Source organism: Paenibacillus sp. MCAF9 (assembly GCF_052114265.1).
Lineage (GTDB): Bacteria > Bacillota > Bacilli > Paenibacillales > Paenibacillaceae > Pristimantibacillus.
This window is the reverse complement of the sequence record NZ_JBFREL010000026.1, coordinates 62209-85458: the sequence shown is the minus strand read 5'-3', so window position 1 is coordinate 85458 and position 23250 is coordinate 62209. Positions and strand designations below refer to the sequence as shown.

Sequence of the window (23250 nt, the reverse complement as noted above, 5' to 3'; positions counted from 1 at the left end):
TTGTAGACCTCTTTAATCGTGAAATTATTGGATGCAGCAGCGGTCCGAACAAGTCAAAAGAGCTTGTTTACAAAGCCATAGCGAGCATCTCACAGAGACAAGATCGTATTAAAATGTTTCATACGGATCGAGGCAGAGAGTTTGATAATAAGCTCATTTCTGAAGCGTTAACAACGTTTGGCGTTACACGATCCCTTAGCCGAAAAGGCTGTCCCTACGATAATGCCGTTGAGAAGCAACATTTAAAATCTTCAAGACGGAATTCGCTAACCAAGTGCATTCCCTTACGGATGAGCAGCTTGATGTCGAACTCCATGATTACGTCCATCGGTTTAATTACCATAAGATTCACGGAACACTAGATTATCTAACTCCTGTTGAAGCCAGGAGTATGCCCTTATAAAAGTTGTTCAGTTTTATGTTGACAATCCAATGGCTCCCAGCTAAAGGCGGGGATATCAACGTTATAGCACAAAAAAGGACCCATCCCACTAGGATGAGTCCCTAACTCCCTCACTCTTACCGATCAGAACTATAAATCCCCTTCACCAAGCGATAAGCCATATTCGGCTTGCGATATTCGCTCAGCAATCCTTTGTTATTAAAGCTCCGCGCGCGATCACGGAAGTACGGCCTGTCGCTTCGGACATCGACGCGAATGTCGGCGAAGTGCCAGATGAGCGTGCCAGAGATGCGAGGGTCGTCGCGGAATATCTGCAACGCACGCGTCACGACATCCGCCTGATAGTCTTCGCTAAACAAGCGCGGCACCCAGCCCGCAGCGCCGAACTCGCTCATAATGACAGGCTTGCCGCCTGCGCCCTGCTTCTCGACATGAATGTAGTAGTTCTCCGGCATACTGCTGAATCCATCGACGCTGCCTTCATACCAGCCGTAGTATTTATTAATACCGATCACATCGAAATAGGACAGCACAATATCCTGCTCAGGATGCATAGTCGCGTAGGTAACGAGCCTGCTGCTATCCATACTGCGAATTTTCCCAACGAACACTTTCGTCAGCTCGAGCGCTTCTTCCATCCGCGTATCAATTTCGTTATGGGCTCCCCAGAAAATAATGGACGGATGATGATAATCCCGGGAGATCATTTCATCCAACATCTTAACGCCACGCTCAATGAAAACAGAGCTCGCCAGCGTTTCCCTAGTCATAAAACAGCCCCACATCGGAATCTCGCTCCAGAACAGCATCCCGTGCTCATCGAGCAAGTCGATCCAGAACTAGCTCTGTGGATAGTGCGATCCGCACACGATATTTCAGCCCATGTCGGTCAATATATCAAGATCCTTCAGCATCAGCTTCGGCGGGAAGGCAAATCCCCACTCGGGATGCTCCTCATGCCGGTTCACACCTTGTAGGTATAGCTTTTTGCCATTCAACAGAATGTCGCTGCCCAGCACCTCAACCGTGCGGAACCCTGTACGGTCTATGAGGTCATCTTCCCCCGCTTGAACGGTAAATGTATGAAGCGCAGGCTCACCTACATCCCATCTACGAATCTTCTTAAGGCTCCCTTGAGGCGTCAAACTCACAGTCTGACCGGCAGCAACCTGCACATGAGAAGCAGAAAGTGAAAGCTCCTCCGTGAAGGCACTCACCTCAACCTGACAATCTCCCTTGCTAAGTGAATGGAGCTCAATTTGCAGTTGAATATCCGCTGAGACATCCTTCAATTGATAAACAATTTTCATCGAGTCTATATACACATCAGGCAGCTCCTGCAGCTCAACAGAGCGGATAATCCCCCCGTAAGAATGCCAATCCGCAATGTCCGTTGGCAGCGTTTGCCAGTCCATCGTATTATCCACTCGAATAACGAGATCATGCTTTCCTTGAGCAAGCTGCGGCAGAAGGAGTGAGAATTGTGTAAATCCGCCAAAATGGTACCCTATATGCTGACCATCCACGTACACATCCGCATGATGGAGAATACCTTCGAAGACCAGACGAATATTCGCTTCCTGCACATTATCAAAATAAGTACGGTACCATGCCGCGCAAAATACTCATAAGTGCCTAATTCATTATTCCAACAGGAGGGAACGACATGCTTCCGAGAGCCTTCAGAAAATTGACAGGCCCATCCCTCTTAAATAAAGCCTATTTAAGTATGCTTATCATGGATCATTAGAATAAAAAGCAGAGGCACTTGAATGGTGGAGAGATTGTGAACGATTAATTCAGTTCAATAACATAAGGCCGCTCCTACCTGAGGAACGGCCTTCATTCATATATTCATTTTCGAAACGTATTCAAATCCCAGCGATCCGCCCACTTGATTTCTATCCCATCTTCCATAAAAGTGATAGGAAGCCATACATATCTTGAATCCGCTAGCTCTTCCGGTTGCCATCGGTCAGCCATAAAAATAAAGCTGTTCTCCAATCCCTGAACAGGAAACACATACGTGCTCTGTGCATAAAACGTCTTTCGGGCATTTGGTCCACTTAACGGATTATCCCTTAGCTCCCACCGTCCCATCATTCGATCCGACTCGGCAACGAGAGCCGCATTGGGATACCACCCCGTACAACCCGAGGATAGCAAGTAATACTTCCCCGCATGTTTAAACACCGCCGGCGCTTCCCGGGACTGGTCGATGAACGCTTTCGTAAACTCGCCATTCAAATCTGTATAATCATCCGTTAACCTCGAAATGATCAGGGTTTTGTTCCAGTCAGACGAATGAATTAAATACGCCGTTCCATCGTCGTCTTTAAATAATGTCATATCACGGCTATCCACGTCGTTAGGACGCTTGCTTCCCACATATTCAAATGGTCCCGCTGGATTTTCACTTACGGCCACGCCGGTTTTAGCCAGCGTATAGTCCTCACTATCAATATGAAGCCACATGACGTATTGACCAGTCCGATCGTTCTTCAGAACCTTCGGACGCTCCGCTACTTTAGACGGATGAAGGTCGTGATTCGGATCATCGGAAACCGCAGGCAACACGATGCCTTCGAATGACCAGTTGTATAAATCACTTGAAGAGTAGCAGGATATGCCAATGATGTCTACGCGCTGAATTCCGATCCGACCTAAACTGTTCGGGCCGTCTTTATTCTCTCCATACCAGTAATACTTACCGTTATCGAATAATATACTGCCGCCATGTGCCTGAATAGGCTTTCCATTCGTATCCAGCCACAATTCGCCCGGCTGGAAATCCTCATACTTTATCATTCCAACAACCTCCACTCTCGCGGATCTAGCGACCTTCCGCTTGCGCTTGCTTATTCGTTACTTCAATCACTTTCGTACCGCCTTTAGACAACCACTCTTCCTTGAAGGAAGCGAAATCCGCAGGAACGTCCTTGGATTCCACAATTATTTTTACGAATTTTTCATTTACCAAATCATTCAGCTGGCTTGGAATACTCGGATCGAGTTCCTCTGGATTAATGTTTAAATAAGCTAACGGATTCGGAACGGCGAAGTCGCCTGTCGATTTTGCCATTGCTATAATGTCCTCTTTATTAGGCGTACTGTCGGCTAAGAAGTCCGAATTCCAAGAAACCAATGCTTTTAATGAAAAAGCTTTATCTTTGCCCTTTTCTTCATCCGTCATGAGGGGTGTGATTTTATCTCCGTCTTTGCTGTAGTGGACCCCTTCAATGCCGTTCATCATAAGCTGCTGCCCTTCACTTGAGAGGAGGTAGTCTAGCAGCTCCAATGCTTTTTTCTTTTTCTCATCCGAGATGTTGGCATTAATAGACGTTTCCGCCCAGAAGTTATTGAAGCCATCCATTCGCTGAGCGCCTGTTTTCCCTACCAAGGTGCCTACCCATGTGAAAATCGACTTCGGATCGGCATTGGGATATGCCTGCTTGAACTTATCATAAAAATCATTATAGAAGGTCGCATTTGCGTTATGAATCATGATTCCGACTTTGCCCGTTATGAATTTCTCGATTTTCTGATCATCTGTATTCAACATAAACTCAGGATCAAGAATTTTTTCCTTGTAAAGCTGGTTTAGAAAAGAAAGCCCGTCTCTCGTTTCATCGGAAAGCACCTCCGGCGCCCATTGCCCATCTTTCTTCTCCCACCTATCAGTGCTCGTGTCGAAAGCGTTGAACAGTGGATATTGCCACCAAATCCCTCCAGCACTGGAGGAATAGCCGTACGTATCCTTCTTGTTATTGCCGTCTGGATCACCCTCGGCAAATGCCTTAGCAACCGCATAGAACTCATCGATCGTCTTTGGTACTTCTAGATTTAGTTTATCCAGCCAATCCTTACGAATTAGAATATTGTGACCGCTCACCGCCATCTTGCCGCTTCCGGATTCATTGAAAATAGGGAGCGCATAATGTTTGTTGTCGGTCGTTTTAGCTAAATGTTCAAAGTTGGCCAGCGACGCTTTAATATTCGGATATTGCTCTGAGTAATCTGAAAGCGGAAGAAGCATGCTCTCTTTAATCCACTGACGATATTGAACCGGACGGTCAACGCCGTAGGAAACAAATACATCGGGCATCTCCCCAGAGGCAATCATCACGTTCAGCTTCTCTTCCCAGTCATTCCACGAAGCTGTAATCGGCTTCAAGCGAATGTTGAGCTTTTCCTGCAAGTGCTTATAGATTTGAGAATCCTTCGAGTCAGCACCCTCGAACATCCAACTAAATACGGATAATTCAACAGGCTTTGTATTTTCAACGACTGGTTTAGAACTTGGGCTTGCAGTTGAAGAGGACTCACCCGCTTCGTTTTTCTCATTATTGCTTCCACATCCTGCAATAATCCCAACAAATAACAACACAACGGCAAGCAATACAATGAGACCTTTCTTTCTATTCAACATATTGTTCACTACTCCCCTTTTATGAATAATTAATTCATTCTAGTAATCTGACTGTCAACTCTTGATTGATCCAATCATTACCCCTTTAACAAAGTGCTTCTGAATGAAAGGATATACAATGATGATGGGAATGACAGAAACCATTACAATCGCATTCTTGATGGTGTCACCCAGCATGAAATCCTTGCTTACGAAGCTCCCGCTGCGGGTCAATTCCATATTGTTATTAATCAGAACATCCCTTAACACCATCGCTAACGGCCATAGTTCCTTATCGTTAAGAAACAACATCGGAACGTACCAGTTGTTCCATTGCCCAACCGCGATAAATAATGCGATCGTTGCCAGAGCAGGAAACGATAAGGGGATGATGATCTGGAAGAACACTCTCATATAACCAGCCCCATCGATTTTTGCTGATTCCTCCAGATCAATGGGGATATTTTGAAAAAATGTTTTGAGCACAATCAAGTTATAAGTGCTTAACGCTGCCGGAATGATCATAACGGCCAAACTATTTACCATCCCAAGGCTCTTGATTAGCAAGTAATAAGGAATTAGCCCCCCTCCAAAAAACATCGTGAATATGATAAAGAGAAAGATAGCGGTTCTACCCGGAAGATCTTGTTTCGTCAACGGATATGCCGCAATAGATGTAATCAAAAGCTGGTATAGCGTACCAATAACCGTAACGAATACGGAAACCACAACCGACATAAGAATCGTATTTTTCGAGAAAACGTATTCATAGGCTTCAAAAGAAATACTTCGCGGAATGATATTAAATCTCGTTTTGACTGCTTCTTCATACGGCAGTACGGATCCAACAAGTACATGCCAGAACGGGTAAAGCATAATACAAGCCATGAAAATTAAAAAAATGATGTTCAGTATATCAAATATTTTCCCAGAAACACTCGTAGATCGCACCATTATTCAATCACCTCAGTAAATGCCATGTCCGTTCATTTTTTTAGCCGCGCTGTTTACCGCGATAAGAAGAACAAAATTGATTACGTTTAAGAATAACCCGATTGCAGTTGCCATGCTATACTGTCCTTGCGTCAGCCCGATCCGGTAAACGTAGGTATCGATAACATCGCCGCTTTCATAGACCATCGGGTTGTACATATTAAACACTTGGTCGAAACCACCGCTCATCATGCTGCCAAAATTCAATATTAACAAAATTGATATGATCGGCAGCAAGCTTGGCAATGTAATGTGAACAATCTGTTTCCAGCGGTTAGCACCATCGATCACGGATGCCTCATACAGATCCGGATTGACACCGGACAATGCCGCCAGAAAAATAATCGTTCCCCATCCGACTTCCTTCCAAATTCCTGAAATGACTAGTAGTGGCCGGAACATGCTGTTGCTTGTCAAGAAATTAACAGGATCTCCGCCGAACAGAACAATAATGCTATTGACCAAACCCTCGTTAGACAGCAGTGCGAACAATATACCCGAGATCGTTACCCATGAGATGAAGTGGGGCAAATAAATAATCGTTTGAATCGACCGTTTGAAGATTCTGTGCCTTACTTCATTTAAAAGAATAGCCAGAATAATCGGGGCAGGAAATCCAAATAGGAGACGCATTAAATTGATTTCAATCGTGTTGGTAAAAACCTGCCAAAACTTATCGGTCGCGAAAATTTGTTCGAAGTGCTTAAATCCTACCCATGGACTGCCTAAAATTCCTTTCGTAATCCAAAATTCTTTAAATGCGATCGATGCACCATACATGGGGATGTAACTAAATATAATTAAAAACGCAACGGCAGGAAGCAGCATGAGATACAGCATTTTATATTTGACTATTCTTCTGCGTACATCCTTACCCGCTACGGCTTTCGCCCCAATTGTCGCCATATTATAGCTCACCTGTCTTCTTCTGCAGCCTGAACCGGCTGTCGTCTCTATTGAATCCGATGTTATTAAGCAAATTCACATTCGTGCTAGTCGCATCATCAATATAAATATGATCCTCTGTTGTTTCAACCGTAGACAATCTTCTGTTGTTCTCGATCCAAATCTCGTTACAATGGCTTGCCATTAAACTTCCCTGATAATATTCCGGTTGGAGCAAGCCATTCTCATCTCCATAATGCGATTTGAGCCGCCCAGCATTGGAATTCAATATGGCATTATGGCGGATATATACCCTTCTGCAGGATGAAGCATAAACCGCTTGCTGCGGACAATTGATAATGGTATTATTCTCGATCCACACTCGGTCAAAGACCGCATATTGCGTTCTCCCCATAGCAAGATATACACCCATGTAGATAACGGCCATGTTCCAGTGATTCACATCGCAGCTGTCAATCAAATTATTGCGGATACGCAGATTGCTTACTCCAAATCCTTCCGACCAGCGAGACTCGGAACCGCACTCAATTTGAATCGCTGACCCTTGATTCATAAAGAAATGATTGTTCTCCACCAAGCCATTGCTGGAATGCAGCAATATCCCTCTTGCGCGGTTATGGTGAAAGAAATTATTGCGAACGATATAGTTGCTGGAATCATATCTTCGATTAAAAAGGATCGCGCGTTCTGAAACCACGGCTGGGATCGGTTTTTCAAAGGTAAGCGTGCAGGTGTTATACTCCTTGTTCCATTCCACGCCTGCAATACGCTCCGTGATTTCGGCAGGCGACAGATCTTCATTTCGAAACTCGATTTCGTCCCCTACTGCAAAGGGATTACGCCATGCTAGCACACGAATTAAACGTAAGGTCCGATCATCGATTCGCTTAAAACCCTGAACTGAATTATCGTGAATGTTCAGGCAATCGTCGCCGTTGTAGCTGAAATCGCAGTTTTCAATCATAAAGTAACCTAGAGAATTACTGATATGGCAGCCATCTGCCGTGACGGAAATGCAACGCGTCGTTCCTGGCCGTTTCACAATTCTGCATTGTCGCAGCGCCCAATGGTGTTGATCTCCCGACGCTACGAAAGCATGTCCTGGCGCAGAATAGATCGTTACATGCTCGATTTGCAAATGCTGATTGCTTTTAAGCTCGAAAGCGTTAGCGTCATAAATGCAATGACGTACGATGTAAGCTTGCCCTGGATTCAGAAAGCGAAATTCTTCGGGGTTGGACAGTGCAATTCGGAACGTATTGAGATCCTGGCGACTAATATTCCGGAAATGGGTTTTGTGGAATTCACGGCCTAACTCGCAGCCTGCAGATAACGTCAGCGGGTTCATCGCGTTTAATGTCCGTATGTTCAGATCGCTCGGCGCTTGCGAATACTCCGGAAAGTGAAGATCGAAATAAGTGCTGTCTGAGGCTACTTCCCTTACTAGTCCGATGCTTGCCAATTGCCCGCTCTCCCAGTCCCAATCGACAGTGAAATTTTTGAATACCGTCCGTACGCAATTCCTTATGGTAAAGAAGTCTTCCACCGTAGAAAAGATGAATTCAGAGCCGCCACCATCGAACTGAAAATTGTGCATCCCTTCGAATATAGGATGATTGCCATTATAAAATCGATATATTCCCGAAGGGACGACAAGCTCGGACGAACGTTCCCGTTTGCAATAATCAATGGCATTCTGAAAGGCACTCCCGTTACAATACCCTTCCTCGGATCTAGCACCGAAATCAGCGACGCTAACTCTCTTATATCCACTCCATTCCGGAGCACTAATTGAGATTTCAGACATGCTCACGGCTGTATCATCATTCTTTACGCGCTCCACTCACCTGCCTCCTCTCTCTAACCACGCCTGTAAACTCTCTTGCTATATTGATTGTGCCATAGACGGCCATCCCTTAATATGTGCTGAGAATAGAACATTGGATGTAGTTTGTTACGATGTTGTATGGATGCTTATTCAAAAAAAATGCCCCGATCGGTGATCGAGGCGTCCTGCGTCCCTATAGCTCAGTGAGTATAACGTTATCGTATAGCACAGTCGCATTATACGTTTCTAACCCAATCCTCCCCTTGCTGAACGTAAAAGCAGGATCTGTTGCACTTAGTTGAAGAATGCCACCCACATACAAGTTTATTTGATTTCCAATAACTTCAACTGACACGCGATAAGTCGTCCCGACGTTGATCGTATAAGCTTTCGACGCCAGCATCGTCTGGGTTCCCGCTATCGTTTTCTTGATCGCGATCCCATGCATATTGCTGATATAAACAAAATATTTATGATTTGCATCCGTTAGACGAAAGACCAGATTCGCGAAACCGCCGCTTCCCGCGGTATTGCTTATTTGAATATCGCTAGCTAACGTGTAGTTGCTCCACGAGTCGATCCCTGCCGTTGCAAGGCTCCCTGAATAGTCCGTCTGCCTGTATTTCTTACTGCCGCTATCCGTCACGACCGACCAACTGCCCGATTGCACGGTCCATCTTCCTGCGGAGCTCTCGAAATTTTCGGATAATAAGTAAATGGAACTATAGCTTACATTAGGATTCCAATAGACCGTATCGTACAAATTGTTCGCATTCTGATTCACAACAAAACGTATCGCATCGCCCTTGATCACATCGAGCGTTATTGCGGGGGACGACACTGTCGTTCCATAGATGACCTGCTGCCAGCCGCTCGCCGGCCAAATTTGCGCGTTGTTTTTCAAAATCTTCACGTTTACGCCATCCGCTCCCGCCCCCGTGTTCAACATATAAATGGATTCGTTTGACGAGAGCGTAATTTCTCCGTCCTCCGGCGCTAACCATGTTCTTACAGAATCGCTGCCATCTGGAGATTGCAGATTTTCCCCTACGCTTAAAAAAGTCGAACCATCCCGCCACATTCTCCATGGGGCGTAGTAATTTGCCAATGGTGTATAAGTCGTGCCATTCCATTTGTGATAGTACCAAACCGGTCCCTGCGAGATCGCCCCAACGTCCTTAACCGCCTCATACTTCCTTGTGGATGCCGGAATGCTTCCGCTGGTCGCACCTGCCGACGTTGTGCCTGAACTAATATTTCCATTGTTGTCTTCGGCTTCAATCAAATAATAATAGGCCGTGCCGCTTTGAAGCTCTTGCCGATCGGTAAAGCTTGCTGTCGTTGATTCTCCAACCATATTACTGTAGGCAGGCGTAAAGCTTGGGTTCGTTGAACGGTAAATATTGTAGTGATTAAGTCCTGAACCCGTATCGGAAGCTGCCGTCCAAGATAACGATATGCCTAAGCTTCCGCTATTCCAAGCTGCCAATCCCCCGGACGGATTGCTTGGCGCCACAGTATCCAATGCGGAGATCGTACTGCCTAGATCGAATCCGGATGCGCTTCTCCATGCCGCCATCGTGTTGTAGCTAACCCCAAACCTTTCAGCTTGAAATGCCGTCCCGCTTACCTGATAGAATCGATTGTCATTGATAAGATCAACCGGTGCACTTAACCCAATTTTATAAGCTGAAGTTCCCGAAATCCCGTTCGCCATAATAATCCGATTATTCTGGAACAAATCTCCCGACCAAGGGTCCCCGGGTGACACATCTTTGCTGCTTAACGCATTCGTATTCGCTTGATCCACTGCAATTAAATTATTTGCGACAACGAGATTTTTCAAGCCTGAATATCTCCCCGTATCCGCTGTAAAGTCGCTTAATGCAATTTGGCCCGATCCGATCGAGGTTTCTCCGCGGTTGCCCTTCACTTTATTGTCCGTGATTCTCGAATTCATGTTCGCCATCGTCGTCACGCCGTTGCCTTTATTATCATGAGCGTAATTATATTGTACGTTGACATATTCATTAGACCAATCAATGTTTAATCCGGATGCATCATGCCCCGTGTTGCTGTCGGACATATTGTAAACCTCGTTAAACATGACATCAATATAGGAGCTTGCGACTGGCCAAATTCCTCCCGGTCCCCAGGTGACCCCTGTTCCGGCATATTGACCGGCATCATGTACAAGGTTCCATTTTATCGTGCTATGATTCGAATTCCCGATGACGATCCCTTGGTTTCCAAGCTGGTATGCCACATTGTTGTGAACCTTAACATTGCGAAATAACGCGGAGCTTTTAAGATTGTCCGATAATGTGCTATCCCAACCGGCAACTCCAATTGCTCTCCAACCCAAGTTATAGATTTCATTATTGCTAATAACGATATTTCGTGCGACTTCGCTATGCTTGTTTGTCGGATAAACCGCCGAAATCAGAATGCCTTCCGAATTACTATTTATACCAGGTCCGCGAACAAGGTTTCCATCTATCGTGATATTGGACCAAGCCCCTTCAGCATTATAAGTAATAACGATCGCTCTGTTCGTTGTAGTCGAGCTAGTTAGCGCATTCGTCGTTGTACACGCTATGTCCAATCCCGAAATGATCCAACCGCTCTCATTCGTCATGCTCACCACAGCCGGAGCCGAAGATCGAATGATAGGTTTGCTCCCGCTGCCATAGGCGGTCATTTGGATCGGAAGCAGAGCCGTTCCCGAACCGTTTAAGGTAACGCTTTCATTCCAAGTGTCACCTGATTTTAATAAAAGTTTATCGCCAGGATTAAACGTAAGGTTAGAAATTTTAGCCAAAGTTTGCCAAGGAGTGCCTGCGCTCGTCCCGTTATTATTATCATTGCCCGTCGAATTGCTTACATAATAGGTCGTACCCGCTGCGTAAGCCCTGTCATTATGAACGAAGACAATCATTGCTATAACGAATATCAATGCAACAAAGACACACTTTTTGGCCATTGGCTATTCCTCCTCAATGTGCAACTCATACAGGCGTGCCGTAAATTCCGTTGGAAGTGTAACAACTAACGCATTCTCAAGCTGACTCCAGCTCCAACTACGATTCTCATTCTGAGGAAACCCACATCGAACCGTTACTTTCTTGCCGTCACAATCCGGAATAGGAAATCTCGCCTCTTTCGCTCCGCCTTCCAATCTCCATACAGCCACATAAGCCTTCTCACCGCTTCTAAGTCCAAGGCTAAGCCAATGATCGCCGTGTTTAGGCAAGCCAATCGGCCAAAATGGAAGAGCCTTCGGAATTAATGCCCGGATACTCTTGTAATAGGAAATTCCTTCGCGAATCAATTCAAAGCGATCCGATGCAATGTCTGACAAGTGCCCGCTCTGATGAACTCGCATTAACATGCCGTTCACCATGTTAAAGATGACCTCTTCCCGATCTCCTTCCTTGAGCGGATATGACCAAGCAGCGGATTGCTCTGGTGTGAGCGCCGTAGGAGCAGCAGCAGATATCGCCGCAAACTTGCGGTAATCCATCTGATCGCTAATGGACTGCACGCTGTGCCTGGCGAGCAAAGCATAATCCATACGCAAACCGCCGCTTCCGCAATTCTCGATGACCAAATCCGGATAACGAGCAAATACGCTATCAAGCCAGCGCAGGTAGGCACGATTATGCTGAAGCAAGCCATCGCCGAAGCTATCGGCGTTAACCTCAGTTCCAATGCCTGCATTAATGTTATAGTCCATTTTGATGTAACCGACCTCGTACTCCGTCACTAGGCGATCGATTACTTCATCTGCATATTGAATGACCTCGGGATGTCGATAATCCAATTGATACCTGCCGTGATCAATGACCCGTTTGCCATGTCGCATGAAAAACCATTCATCCGACACTTGCTGCGCTAAAGGGCAATGAATGCCCATGACTTCAAGTTCCAGCCAAAGTCCTGGGATTAAACCTTTCGCCCGAATGTAGCCCAGCACCTCCTGCAATCCGCCTGGGAAACGCCTTTGTGACGGTTGCCAAAGCCCTACATCGCTCCACCATTCGCCATCCGCATACCAGCCAGCATCGATGCAATAATATTCGCAACCCGCCGAAGCAGCCGCATCGACTAAGGGTAAAATCTTCTCGGTCGTTGGATCAGCAAATAAACAATTCATGTAATCGTTGAAAATAACGGGAAGCCGCTCATTGTCTTCGTTCCAACGACGGATCTCTCGCCGATAACGCGTCAATTCCACAATCCCCTGTTCGAACCCTCCTTTGACAATCGCAATTGCCGCAGGAACGGACATAAATGCTTCACCTGGCGCGACATTTTTCCACCAATGGCTTTCATTCTCTGTAGGGCCGCTTAATTGCAAATAGAGTTGATCATTCGCCTTATCGCTAATCTCCCAATGCCAAGAACCGTTATGCTCGATTTGCCAGCACATGGCCATTCCCGCCTCAGTATTTTCATATCCACCCATCGGATGAAGATCGGCGGAAGACCAGGTTCCCGAATTGCTGTACGAAAGTCTTTTGATCGAATAATCATTTACTTTCGTTAAACCTAGCTCGGATAGCCTATAACTTCTCCACTGCAGCTCTCCGTGCCAAGCATTATGTGCAATATGAAGTCGACTTTTGGTTTCCCATGACCCGCGGCTTCCGCCCGAGATACCTGTCAATGTAAACGAGGAGACGTATTCCATCGGAATGGAATTCAAACTCTGATTGACGACCTCCGTCCAAGCTCGGATGACAGGGATATCGTTATAAAATTGATAGTGAACCGTCACCCACATACCCCTATCTTCCATAACCACTTCAAGTTTTCTTCCGCTTTCGTTATAGAAATCTCTGTGGCAATCGTACTTCAGCCTACCTCCCGGCATTGTCCCTGTGTATTTAGACGCATGATGATCGTTCCGATCTTCGCCCGTCACTTGCAGTTCGACGATTCGGCGCGTTCCTCGTACCTCCTCTGTTCCTCGTACATCTTCATTCGCTGGGAAGGGAGACAAATGAACCAGACGGACATCTCCGCATTCGGCAATCTGTATCTCCAAATAAATTCCATTTTCATAAATTCTAATCCAACTCAGCACTTCCATCGTATCCATCTCCATACCATAGGCCCTTGTCACTTTTCGTTCACCCTCTATTCTTGATTGATGGTTCTCATTGTGACACGGGCTCGAAGGCATTTCTATGTATTAATCAAAGAGATTTGGTTGTGGTTTCTTGTGTACGATGTTTTTATTGTCAATGCGCTGTTTGTACTCTAGCGGCGATTGACCAAGATGTTTCTTGAATAGCTTGCTGAAATGGGCATAATCTTCATATCCAACTAGCTTTCCGACATCATATAGTGATATATCCTCTTTCAATAGCGTAATAGCCGCATCAAGCCTTTTCTGAATTAGGAAATGGATAAAGCTTTGGCCCTTCTCCTGTTTAAACAGATGACTCAAATAGTTTGGGCTAATAAAGTACTGCTGGGCAAACTCTTTGAGAGATAGTTTGTGCGCATATCGTCGTTCGATGTCCTTGATAATCTCCTCAACGATTGGAAATGTTGTTAACTCCGACGGTTTCTTCTTATGCTCGTCAATTAACATTCTCATTTGTACAAGCAAATCATGGGGATTGCCGTAGTGGAGGACCAGATCTTGAACGGTAATGGAGTCCTCAGCTAATGATTGGGTCGACGAAGCGAAGTTCTTGATCACCACGACAAAAAAATTATAGATTTCAACTAGCCCACTTAAATGAATTTGATCTTTGGCGATTCCTCTATGTAAATCGAATAACGCCGCTTCCAGATGCTCAAGCTTTGTTGCTTTGCCTATCCGCTCCATGATAGACGGCAATGCCGCGTTTACTCTCGGCCTATAGCGGTAAACGCCTATCCTGCGGTTCAAGCTCGAGGTTTCAGCCATCATATTCGCTTGGTTGTAATATTTTGCGATTTGACTGTCGGAGTCGTTCGACAGACTTACTCCTACATCCCATTGAAACTCTGCGGCCATGGTTAGTATGTGTTTATACAATGACTTAAACGTATTCGAATCCATGTCGGAACGACTTAATAAATACGTCCATTTGAGTGGACTCGCCATGGCACGGAATAAAGCAACACCATGCTCTTGCAGCAATCGATCCGATCTCAGCAAGGATTGCTCCGATATGGCTGTTTTGCTCTTAACGATAGCAAAGGCATATCCTGCTCCTGCTCCTGCTCCCATTTCAACTCCCAATCCTTTTAACAACTTGGATACTTGTTGCAGAGTTAATCCCTTCTCGATCATTTCCAAAAACAGCATGGAGTTGTGGTAGGTTTGAAGTACGCGCTGATCCCGATCACGTTTAGCTAACCGATTGCTGCAATTATTTAATGTATCCCGCAATTCCTGTTCGTTGACAGGTTTTAGCAGATAGGCAAAGCAGCCAAGCTCCAGCGCTTGTTTCGCGTAGCTGAATTCACTGTATGCGCTCATGAACACCACCAGCGTATGGGGAGAAACACGGTTCACGAAAGACAATAAATCCAAGCCGCTTTTCCCTGGCATACGAATATCGCTGATCACGATATCGATCGATTGCCGCTTCAACAGGCTTTCAGCCAAATGTACGTCGTTTAATTTCGCTACAATTTGAAAGCCGAGTGCTTCCCAATCCACAATTTGTTCCATATCCTTCAATATCCACGGCTCATCATCAACGAGAATCAACTTGTACATCGTTTACTCACCCTTTCGCTTTAAGCGGTACGCTGACCGTCACAATCGTACCCCTATTTTTCCAACTCTTGATGGATAGTCCATAGGGCTTCCCATAATAGATTTGAATTCTTTTATGAATATTGACGAGCCCGATTCCTTGTCCCAGCCCTGCGGTTTCGGATGAGTTCTTATTCATGCTTTCAAACTCTTGCCGCATGCGCATCAAGCGTTCCTCGCTCATTCCGACTCCGTTATCCATCACCTTAATTAGCAATTGATTCTCCTCATTGATAGTCGCATGGATGTGAATGATCCATCGCCCTGTTTTTCCTTCGAGACCATGAAACAAGGCGTTCTCCACAAGCGGCTGAAGAATGAGCTTCACGATCGAACGAGCTCCGAGACCCTGATCTATGATTACTTTAAACTGCAGCCGTTCTCCAAACCTTATTTTTTGAATATCTATATATCGCTCCAGGTGCTCAAGCTCTTTGTGCAGAAGAACAAATTCATCCGTACGTGTAATGTAGCGGAAATAAGAGACGAGATTGTCAATTGCGACAGCTACCTCCCTCTTTGCGTTGGACAAGGCCATGCCTCTTATAGAGTGAAGCACGTTATACAAAAAATGAGAATTAATCTGGCTTTGGAGCCCGTTTAACTGAAACATTCGTTTCTCCATTTCTGTTTCATAGAGCTGCTGCTGGGATTGCAGCAGATTGTCCGTAAGCTTCTTGATTTCATTCATCATATTGTTATAGTGGTCCTGAATAATAGTAATTTCATTCTTATAGCCGAATCTCAACCGGGCATCCAGGTCACCGCTCGCTGCGCTATCGAAAATATCAGCCATCTTAGTAATGGGATGGGTTAAACGAATATTAAAGGAGATCGCGACCCAGATGACGATTAGAACCATGATCGCTATAGCCGAAATCACGATATACTGAATGATTGATGCCTTCCCCACCAGCTTATCCTCATTAATTAATGCAACGAACTTCCAACCCAAGCTTTTGATCGGGAGTGACTGGTACAAGTAATTGATGCCGTTCATTTGAAAATCGATGACTTTGTGATCCTGGTTCATTCTAGTCTGGGCATATATTTGTTCAAAATCGGGATTATTAGTCGAAGAGCCAATGAGATCGCCGCTCTCGTTCATAATATAAAGCTCTGCTTTATCCGCCAAATCCGCTGAGCGTAATATTTGCTGTATCCACTCCGTATCCAATAACAAAACGCCTATGTAAATTTCCTGCAGGTATCGGTTTGGGAGAACGGATTTAACCTTCCTGAAAGCCAGTATGCCCTGGTCTTTTAAAAATGGAGGAGAAATCTGCAGCTTATTGCTTAGTCTGTTCTTATTTTCCATCTCTTTTAAATACGCCACCATAGGATGCATAAGCAGTTCTCCTGTGGATACTAAGCGGAAATCTTCTGAACTAATCATGCCGATGGATTTTAAGGCAGGTTCCAGTGACAAATACGAGTTTAAATTTTTCAGCAAAATATCGGATTCCTGCCATGATTTATTCTCGAGCATAATGGACTGAACGTTCCGGTTAAAGAAAATCGACTTTGAAAGCTGATCCATTCGGTAAAAATATTCGTCGAAACGATTGTTAGTTTGCGTCACGAAAATATTAATATTATCGAGTGCGTTCTTTTTTAGAATATTAATATAAGAAAAATAGCCCACTGTCCCTAGAAGGAGAATGGGCAAAACGGCAATACAAATATTTGTGAGGATCATCCGAAAGCTTAATCTATACTTTCTTGTATAGGACACCAGTTCTTTAAACATGAGATCCTCCGAGACATATGATGATGGCAACAATTTCTCAGCAGTTCGGACAAGGGTTAACGACTCAATAATGTCACAATATAATCGGTTTGTCTATGTGTTTTATTGTGAGTTCGGGTGTGCTTTTATGTGTTTTTTTATTGTGCGAACCCGCAAGCCTTCAACCAATTGATGGCCATTAGCAAATTCCCGGTAGAATTCATGTGAACTTGATCCACGGTTAGTGTTTTGCCGCGCTGCTCCCTTAAATATGCTGTAAATGACTGATACTGAGGCACGAGAATGGCTTCAAATTCCGCCGCGACTTCTCTAATTATCTGATTATAGGGAAGAAGTCGTTCATTCTTCCCGTCGTTCGAATCTTCGGATAGGATTGTCGTTTCCATTACTATCAACGATGACCCCGTTTTGCTTTTCGTTTCAGCCAATAATTCCCGGTAGGTTTCTCTGAAATCATCGCAGCTGACATTTTTCCATTCATCATTTATGCCAATTGATACGGATACCCAGTCCGGCTTTAACTCAATTATATCTTCATTCCAACGTGCCTTTAGATCCAATATCGTCTCACCGCTTATTCCACGGTTCTCTACCTGCAAAGAGATTTCCGGTCGTACGATCGATAAGTAATCCCGAACGATGCGTACATATCCGCCTCCTATATTTTCAGGGTCATCCTTTCTGCCGCAATCCGTAATGCTGTCGCCAATAAATATAATTTTCTGTCCTTCCTGTAGCAACATGTGCCATCGCTCCCTTTATTTATTCAATAGATTGTAAACGAGTTGGGCAGCTTCCGCCCGCGTCGCATTGCTCTGAGGCGCAAACAAGTTGCTTCCTCTTCCACGCACCAAGTTCGCTTCTTCGGCAGCGGCAATGTAGGGTAGAGCCCATCTCGGAATATCATGCGCATCGATATAGCCGACTGTCGCCACAGGCTTTGGTTGAATGCCGGCCGAACGCACGATCATCGTGACCATTTCCGCTCGGCTGATGAATTGGTCTGGGGCAAACTGATTTGCGCTTATGCCTGAAGTGATTCCAGCTTTAATTGCTGCCGCTACACTATCCGCATACCATGCTTCCTCTCTGACGTCGATGAACGAATTGTTCACACCATCGGCTTCTAGGTTTAAAGCATTCGCCAGTAAAGTTACGAATTCTGCTCTGGTCGTTTTTCCTTCAGGGTTAAATCTCCACTCATCCACACCATTGACAATATGCTTTGCTGCCAATATTTGAAGCACCCGCTTCGCCCAGTGACCTTCCTTCACGTCGCTGAAAGTCTTGTTATACTCCATAACCGAATACACGCTAAGATGCTGCAGCGTTACCTTAACTTGATTCATGGCCTCATCGATTTCACCGCCGACATATTCCCATTGCCTCTTCGCCTTATCGTAATAGTAAATACCGAGAAGCTTCTCATCGACTTGACCGGGATCATAAGGCAGAGATAGCGTAATGCCGCCTGAGACTATATCGGTTGGGATTTCACGATTATCGGCAGTCTTGAGTTTGACTTCGAAATCATAAACTTCACCTGCGATTTTCATCGTCGCTTTGCTGCCGCTGATCGGCACGTTTAATATAGCAGAATCGTTAATAGGGCTCATGGTCACTTCAATCAAAGTACCGGTGATATTGCCTGATTGTTTTCTGAGATCATCCAGCGTCTCTTGACTGATGGTAATCGCCACTTTTCCAAGATGCACTTGAAGCGGATAATTCCCGACTTCCGATAAGAGGACGACAGCTTTCGATTGACCTTCATCCAACTTCACTTGAGCCGCCCCGTCCTTAATCTCTACCTTAGAGTGAGCGTTGCCGACTTGGCTTCCATGACTTCCGCTACCTTTATCGCCTAAAGCAACGATTGCTACTTCGTTAGAATGACCGCTTTCGCCATATGCATCGTAGGCTTCCGCAATAAAGTAATAGGTCGTTCCCCCTGTCAGCCCAGATACAGTAAGATGGGTCACGCTTCCCGCATCAATCTTGCTCGAATACACTCCGCTGGCTGTACCGTACTTAATGTTATAACCTGTTGCTCCGGCTACCGCACTCCAACTTAATTGCGCCTCTCCATTTCCGGCTATTGCGCTAATCGTTGGAGTTTCAAATATCTGTTTGCTAAGAATCAAATATCCATATTGAATTGGGGCTTTTCCAGCACCGATCCCACTGTTGTATTCAATCCATCCATTTCGGGCATCTCCATTACCTGGGTTGATGAAGCTTCCGTCGCTATAATTGGCAAGTACAGAGATCCCTAAGGCGGAACCGTCTTTAACTGAAATTCCTCCCGGGATGATTTCGCCCCAAGGAATACTCAATTCGTAACTAGTAGACTTCGTCGCTTCGTCTCTGGTGATCTCCATTTCGCCAGCGGTAAACTCACCTGCAGCTTTGCCGGCAATAGCATTGTAACGATACCCGACAGCCTGGCCTTCATCTGTTAACCCAAATGCGAATTCAGTGTATCCTTTGCTTCCCGGAATAGTTCCTCTATCGGGATCTATGGCGATCTGAATGCTGGAGCCTTTCCACAAATCGGCCGCATTCGAGATAGGCAAACGATGTACGTCTTCCATAACCTTAATTGCGATATACAAATTGTCATTATCCCACCGGGTATGCCCTAGTGCATTTAACCTTTGCGGAGTCCATTGATCAGAGAAAGTGCTTTCAATACTTTTCACCTGGGCTCTCTGATCCATGACAAACTCGGGCGTCCCCCATTCTTGGATTGAGCCGTCAATTGTCGGCCTAGATTGTGTGAATAAGCTGCGCAGGGCGGTAACTTGTTTGTTTACTTTAATCCGTCTCGACCCGGTAACACTCCCGGTCATATCGTAAACCTTGTATTGCAGAGTATGCTCTCCATTGCTTAAGCCCTTTACGGTATATGCATAAGGCGATACCGTCATTTCCTGAATCAATCTATCATCCACGTACAGCTCAACCTTTTGAATGGGTTGTATTCCCGCGATATAAGGCATAGTCTGTAAATCGGCCACATTTAATTGATAACCATCGCGAAAAGTTGCGAAATCAACAATCTTCGGTTGCTCGGTTTCCGGGACAGTCGGTCCGGTTGTTAGATGGACAGCCTCTGAAGCAGCCCCTACATTTCCGCTCCGATCTTCTGCTTCTACCTTGTAATAATACGTCGTGTTTGGCTTTGCTTCTTCTCTGTCAATAAAAGATGTCGTAGCGGATTCTCCCACCATATTGGAATAAGCTGGCGTAAACGCCGCGTCCTCGCTTCTATAGATGTTATAGTGCAGTATCCCGTTCCCCTGATCTTCTCCCGCCGACCAGGTTAACTCCGCATAACCGTCAAGCGTCGCGGTAACTTGATTTACTGTCGAAGGAATCGACTCATCAATCGGCAGCATTTGGGTATTGACGTCAAACCCTGTACCCTCTTGCCATGAAGAAAGATTCCTATATGTTGTCCCATGATAAATCGAGTTGAAGGTTAGCGCTTCACTAGCGACATAATTATGATCAATAACATCAAAGTTCGTATTTTGAGCAATATCGAAAATATTGAAGTTCGTTATTCCTCTGGCAACCGCAATGTGATTATCATGAATCTTATTTCCCGTCCACGTTCCATGCGGATTAGAAGCGCTGTTGATCGCGGCCGTATTGTCTACGTCTACAATGATCATATTATTTGCGACATCCAGATCATGCTCTCCTGTTGAGAGATCGGGTCTTCCCGTAAAATTACCGAGCGCGATTTGACCATCCCCGTTCGATTGTTGCCCTTGATTGCCTCTGACTTTGTTATTCCATATTTTTGTGCCGTAATTACTCATTGTCGTTATTCCGTTGCCTTTGTTATCGTGCGCGTAATTATACTGAACGGTAATATTGTCACAGTACCAATCCACGTTGACCCCTGATCCGTCATAACCCGATCCCGCGTCCCTCATGTTATAAACTTCATTAAATTTAATTACGGAATCCCGAGAGGCGATGATCCACAAGCCTCCAGGCCCCCAAGTATCGATGCCGAGACCTCCATCATGCACAACATTTCTTTCTAAAACGGAATGATGAGCATTTTGCAGAACGATTCCTTGAACGGCAGTATGATGCACGTAATTTCCGCTGATTTTAAAGTTTCCAAAAAGCATTTGGGAGCGCAAATCCTCGTTTTTCGCGATATCCCATCCAGCAGTGGTTATCCCATACCACCCCACATTATGGACCTCATTGTTGACAATCGAAACATCAGTTGCAACCTCTTTGATGTCGGTTCCCGGAATCAATGCCGTTATCATAATTCCATTGCTATTACTGTTGTAATTAGCGCTGTATACGTCATTCTCTTCAATTCGAATATTTTCGTACCGCTCGGCATTATCATAAATAACGTTAATTCCTACTGTAATATTGTTCGACGATAACGTTGAAGATGTTAGGATGTTAACGGCTAATCCCTTAATCGTCCAGTGGCTTAAATTATATCCAGTGATAACATTTCCACCGCTCGGGGCATTCCACGAGATGACAGGCTTATCGCCTAAACCATAAGAAGAAACAGTAATCGGATATTCCTTCGAGCCGGAGCCCTTCAAAACAAGCGGTTCATTCCATGCGTCGCCCGATTTCAAAAGGATGGAATCCCCTGCACTGAAAGTCGAAATATTGACTTTATTAAGCGTTTTCCATGCGCGTTCAGCGCTTAAGCCATCGCTCGCATCATCGCCAGTGCTGGAACTGACATAGTAAGCTGTATGACCATCCGAATTAACTGGCGCTAATACCTTTTGTACCTCGATAGTATCGAAGACAGCAGTGGCCCGCGACATATTCAAAGCAATCTTTCCGGTTGCAAGAGTTGTGTCTAAAGCAGACAGTAGTTTTACGCCGTTAATATAAAATTCGATATCTTTACCCGCTGCTACGCCTTTGAATATGTAGGATTTTCCATTTTCCATGCTGAAAGCCGCTTCTGATAGCGCTGTCGCTACACCGTCCAATACTTTGACAATCTGGATTTTCCCAGCTTCGATATACTGTAGATCGTATCTGTTATGAATATCCTGATATCTCAGGCTTAAGCCAACCGTTCCATCCTGGCTGATGGCTGTCGGCATAACTTGAGCTTGTACAGAATAATCAGCCCAAGCGCTATTGCCTGTATGGGAAATACCGCCGCTACTATCCGTCTGCGAATAAACTCGATTATCGGACAGATCAGTCACGGCAACATGATCGAATTGCACCGATGTTGCCCATGAAGCAATCGCTACCTTACCGGATGGAATATAACCGTTATCGTCCGTAGTCTCTATAACCAGATCACCGTCTCTATATACACGGATTTGATTCCCTATGACATCGATTTTCATGTGCACAAACCTTGAGACATCAAGAGAAGGACCATCATATGCCTTTAACCACTCTTGAGCGCTGCCGTTCTGCTTCATCAACCTGATGTACGATTCACTCATGTACAAAAAGTAAAAGTGTTGGTTATCCTGATGCCGAAATTCCAGCATCGCTCCAGCACCGCTGATTAGCTTCACATCCGCTTCAAAGGAATAATCCGTCCAAGCATCGCTCCCTGCAATTAGCTCTGCTCCCCCGTTGCTGGAACTCTGTTGATAGACTTTAGACGATTCGCCTTGTACGCTGGACCACTCGCCTCCATTATTTGTCCACCCTGCAGCACTTCCATTCTCGAATTCATCAGAAAATAAAATTCCTCTCGGACTTTCGACAGTAGCCCAGGTTCCGCTTTCAGGCGTCCAGGCTGCAGCTTCTTCGTCTTCAAAATTGTCAAAGAAAATCGAGCTTTCACCTGCTTGAGCATATGAAATATTCGTTCCCGTCGGCCAGCTCGTCGTCAACAACATCACAATCATCACAACTAGGAAAACTCGATTCCAAATCATTGTTTTCAATTTAATACCCCCCGTGATTGGACCTCTTAACATCATTATCCTATCACTTCGTCCATCTCTATTAACATGTACTTATCTTTGAAACTGCTATGTGTTTTGGTGGTATTTTGGCTTCAATATTTGATGAATCTGATCAAGCATAACTAGTATGGTTGGTAGACAACGTAGATTCTGTATAATATTCGGCAATAAAAATAAACCAACCATTGTGATGTCACAAAGATTGGTTCATTCATCCTTATCGATTTCATTTCAATAACAATTAAGTGATA

At 45.1% G+C, this 23250-nt stretch carries 11 protein-coding genes and 2 pseudogenes; 1 reads left to right on the top strand and 12 read right to left on the bottom strand.

The window, feature by feature from the left end:
* Positions 1-403: pseudogene (locus AB4Z45_RS26025) on the top strand (transposase); the annotation flags it as partial.
* Positions 404-519: 116 nt separating this feature from the next.
* Here AB4Z45_RS26025 and AB4Z45_RS26020 read toward each other — a convergent pair.
* The 12 genes and pseudogenes from AB4Z45_RS26020 to AB4Z45_RS25965 all read right to left on the bottom strand — a co-directional run bounded on the left by AB4Z45_RS26020 (position 520) and on the right by AB4Z45_RS25965 (position 22969).
* Positions 520-1989 (bottom strand): annotated as a pseudogene (locus tag AB4Z45_RS26020) (glycoside hydrolase family 2 protein).
* A 268-nt stretch (positions 1990-2257) separates the two neighbouring features.
* A complete protein-coding gene (locus AB4Z45_RS26015) occupies positions 2258-3211 on the bottom strand; it encodes a glycoside hydrolase family 43 protein (RefSeq protein ID WP_441912483.1) in 954 nt (317 codons plus the stop codon).
* 25 nt (positions 3212-3236) lie between these two features.
* Positions 3237-4832, bottom strand: coding sequence for an extracellular solute-binding protein (locus tag AB4Z45_RS26010; protein ID WP_441912482.1), 1596 nt, complete (start codon positions 4830-4832; stop codon positions 3237-3239).
* A gap of 54 nt (positions 4833-4886) precedes the next feature.
* Complete coding sequence (locus AB4Z45_RS26005) at positions 4887-5765, bottom strand: carbohydrate ABC transporter permease (RefSeq protein ID WP_441912481.1); 879 nt, start codon at positions 5763-5765, stop codon at positions 4887-4889.
* 12 nt (positions 5766-5777) lie between these two features.
* Positions 5778-6710, bottom strand: coding sequence for an ABC transporter permease (locus AB4Z45_RS26000; protein ID WP_339208115.1), 933 nt, complete (start codon positions 6708-6710; stop codon positions 5778-5780).
* A gap of 1 nt (position 6711) precedes the next feature.
* A complete protein-coding gene (locus AB4Z45_RS25995; protein ID WP_441912480.1) occupies positions 6712-8553 on the bottom strand; it encodes a right-handed parallel beta-helix repeat-containing protein in 1842 nt (613 codons plus the stop codon).
* Positions 8554-8731: 178 nt separating this feature from the next.
* Positions 8732-11521 (bottom strand): right-handed parallel beta-helix repeat-containing protein, encoded by a 2790-nt coding sequence (locus tag AB4Z45_RS25990; RefSeq protein WP_441912479.1) that lies wholly within the window; start codon positions 11519-11521, stop codon positions 8732-8734.
* A 3-nt stretch (positions 11522-11524) separates the two neighbouring features.
* The gene (locus tag AB4Z45_RS25985) at positions 11525-13666 is read right to left on the bottom strand and encodes a glycoside hydrolase family 36 protein (RefSeq protein WP_441912478.1); all 2142 of its coding nucleotides are present in this window, start codon (positions 13664-13666) and stop codon (positions 11525-11527) included.
* Positions 13667-13735: 69 nt separating this feature from the next.
* Positions 13736-15262 (bottom strand): response regulator transcription factor, encoded by a 1527-nt coding sequence (locus AB4Z45_RS25980; protein ID WP_441912477.1) that lies wholly within the window; start codon positions 15260-15262, stop codon positions 13736-13738.
* A gap of 7 nt (positions 15263-15269) precedes the next feature.
* Entirely contained in the window at positions 15270-17051 is a 1782-nt protein-coding gene (locus tag AB4Z45_RS25975; protein ID WP_441912476.1) for a sensor histidine kinase, read from the bottom strand.
* 137 nt (positions 17052-17188) lie between these two features.
* Complete coding sequence (locus tag AB4Z45_RS25970; protein ID WP_441912475.1) at positions 17189-17794, bottom strand: SGNH/GDSL hydrolase family protein; 606 nt, start codon at positions 17792-17794, stop codon at positions 17189-17191.
* A 15-nt stretch (positions 17795-17809) separates the two neighbouring features.
* A complete protein-coding gene (locus AB4Z45_RS25965; RefSeq protein WP_441912487.1) occupies positions 17810-22969 on the bottom strand; it encodes an S-layer homology domain-containing protein in 5160 nt (1719 codons plus the stop codon).
* Positions 22970-23250: the final 281 nt, after the last annotated feature.

Coding starts and splice junctions, on each gene's coding strand:
- AB4Z45_RS25975 (WP_441912476.1), bottom strand. CDS start 17,051: ATGTTTAAAGAACTGGTGTCCTATACAAGAAAGTATAGATTAAGCTTT.
- AB4Z45_RS25965 (WP_441912487.1), bottom strand. CDS start 22,969: ATGATTTGGAATCGAGTTTTCCTAGTTGTGATGATTGTGATGTTGTTG.
- AB4Z45_RS26005 (WP_441912481.1), bottom strand. CDS start 5,765: ATGGTGCGATCTACGAGTGTTTCTGGGAAAATATTTGATATACTGAAC.
- AB4Z45_RS26010 (WP_441912482.1), bottom strand. CDS start 4,832: ATGTTGAATAGAAAGAAAGGTCTCATTGTATTGCTTGCCGTTGTGTTG.
- AB4Z45_RS25980 (WP_441912477.1), bottom strand. CDS start 15,262: ATGTACAAGTTGATTCTCGTTGATGATGAGCCGTGGATATTGAAGGAT.
- AB4Z45_RS25990 (WP_441912479.1), bottom strand. CDS start 11,521: ATGGCCAAAAAGTGTGTCTTTGTTGCATTGATATTCGTTATAGCAATG.
- AB4Z45_RS25970 (WP_441912475.1), bottom strand. CDS start 17,794: ATGTTGCTACAGGAAGGACAGAAAATTATATTTATTGGCGACAGCATT.
- AB4Z45_RS26000 (WP_339208115.1), bottom strand. CDS start 6,710: ATGGCGACAATTGGGGCGAAAGCCGTAGCGGGTAAGGATGTACGCAGA.
- AB4Z45_RS26015 (WP_441912483.1), bottom strand. CDS start 3,211: ATGATAAAGTATGAGGATTTCCAGCCGGGCGAATTGTGGCTGGATACG.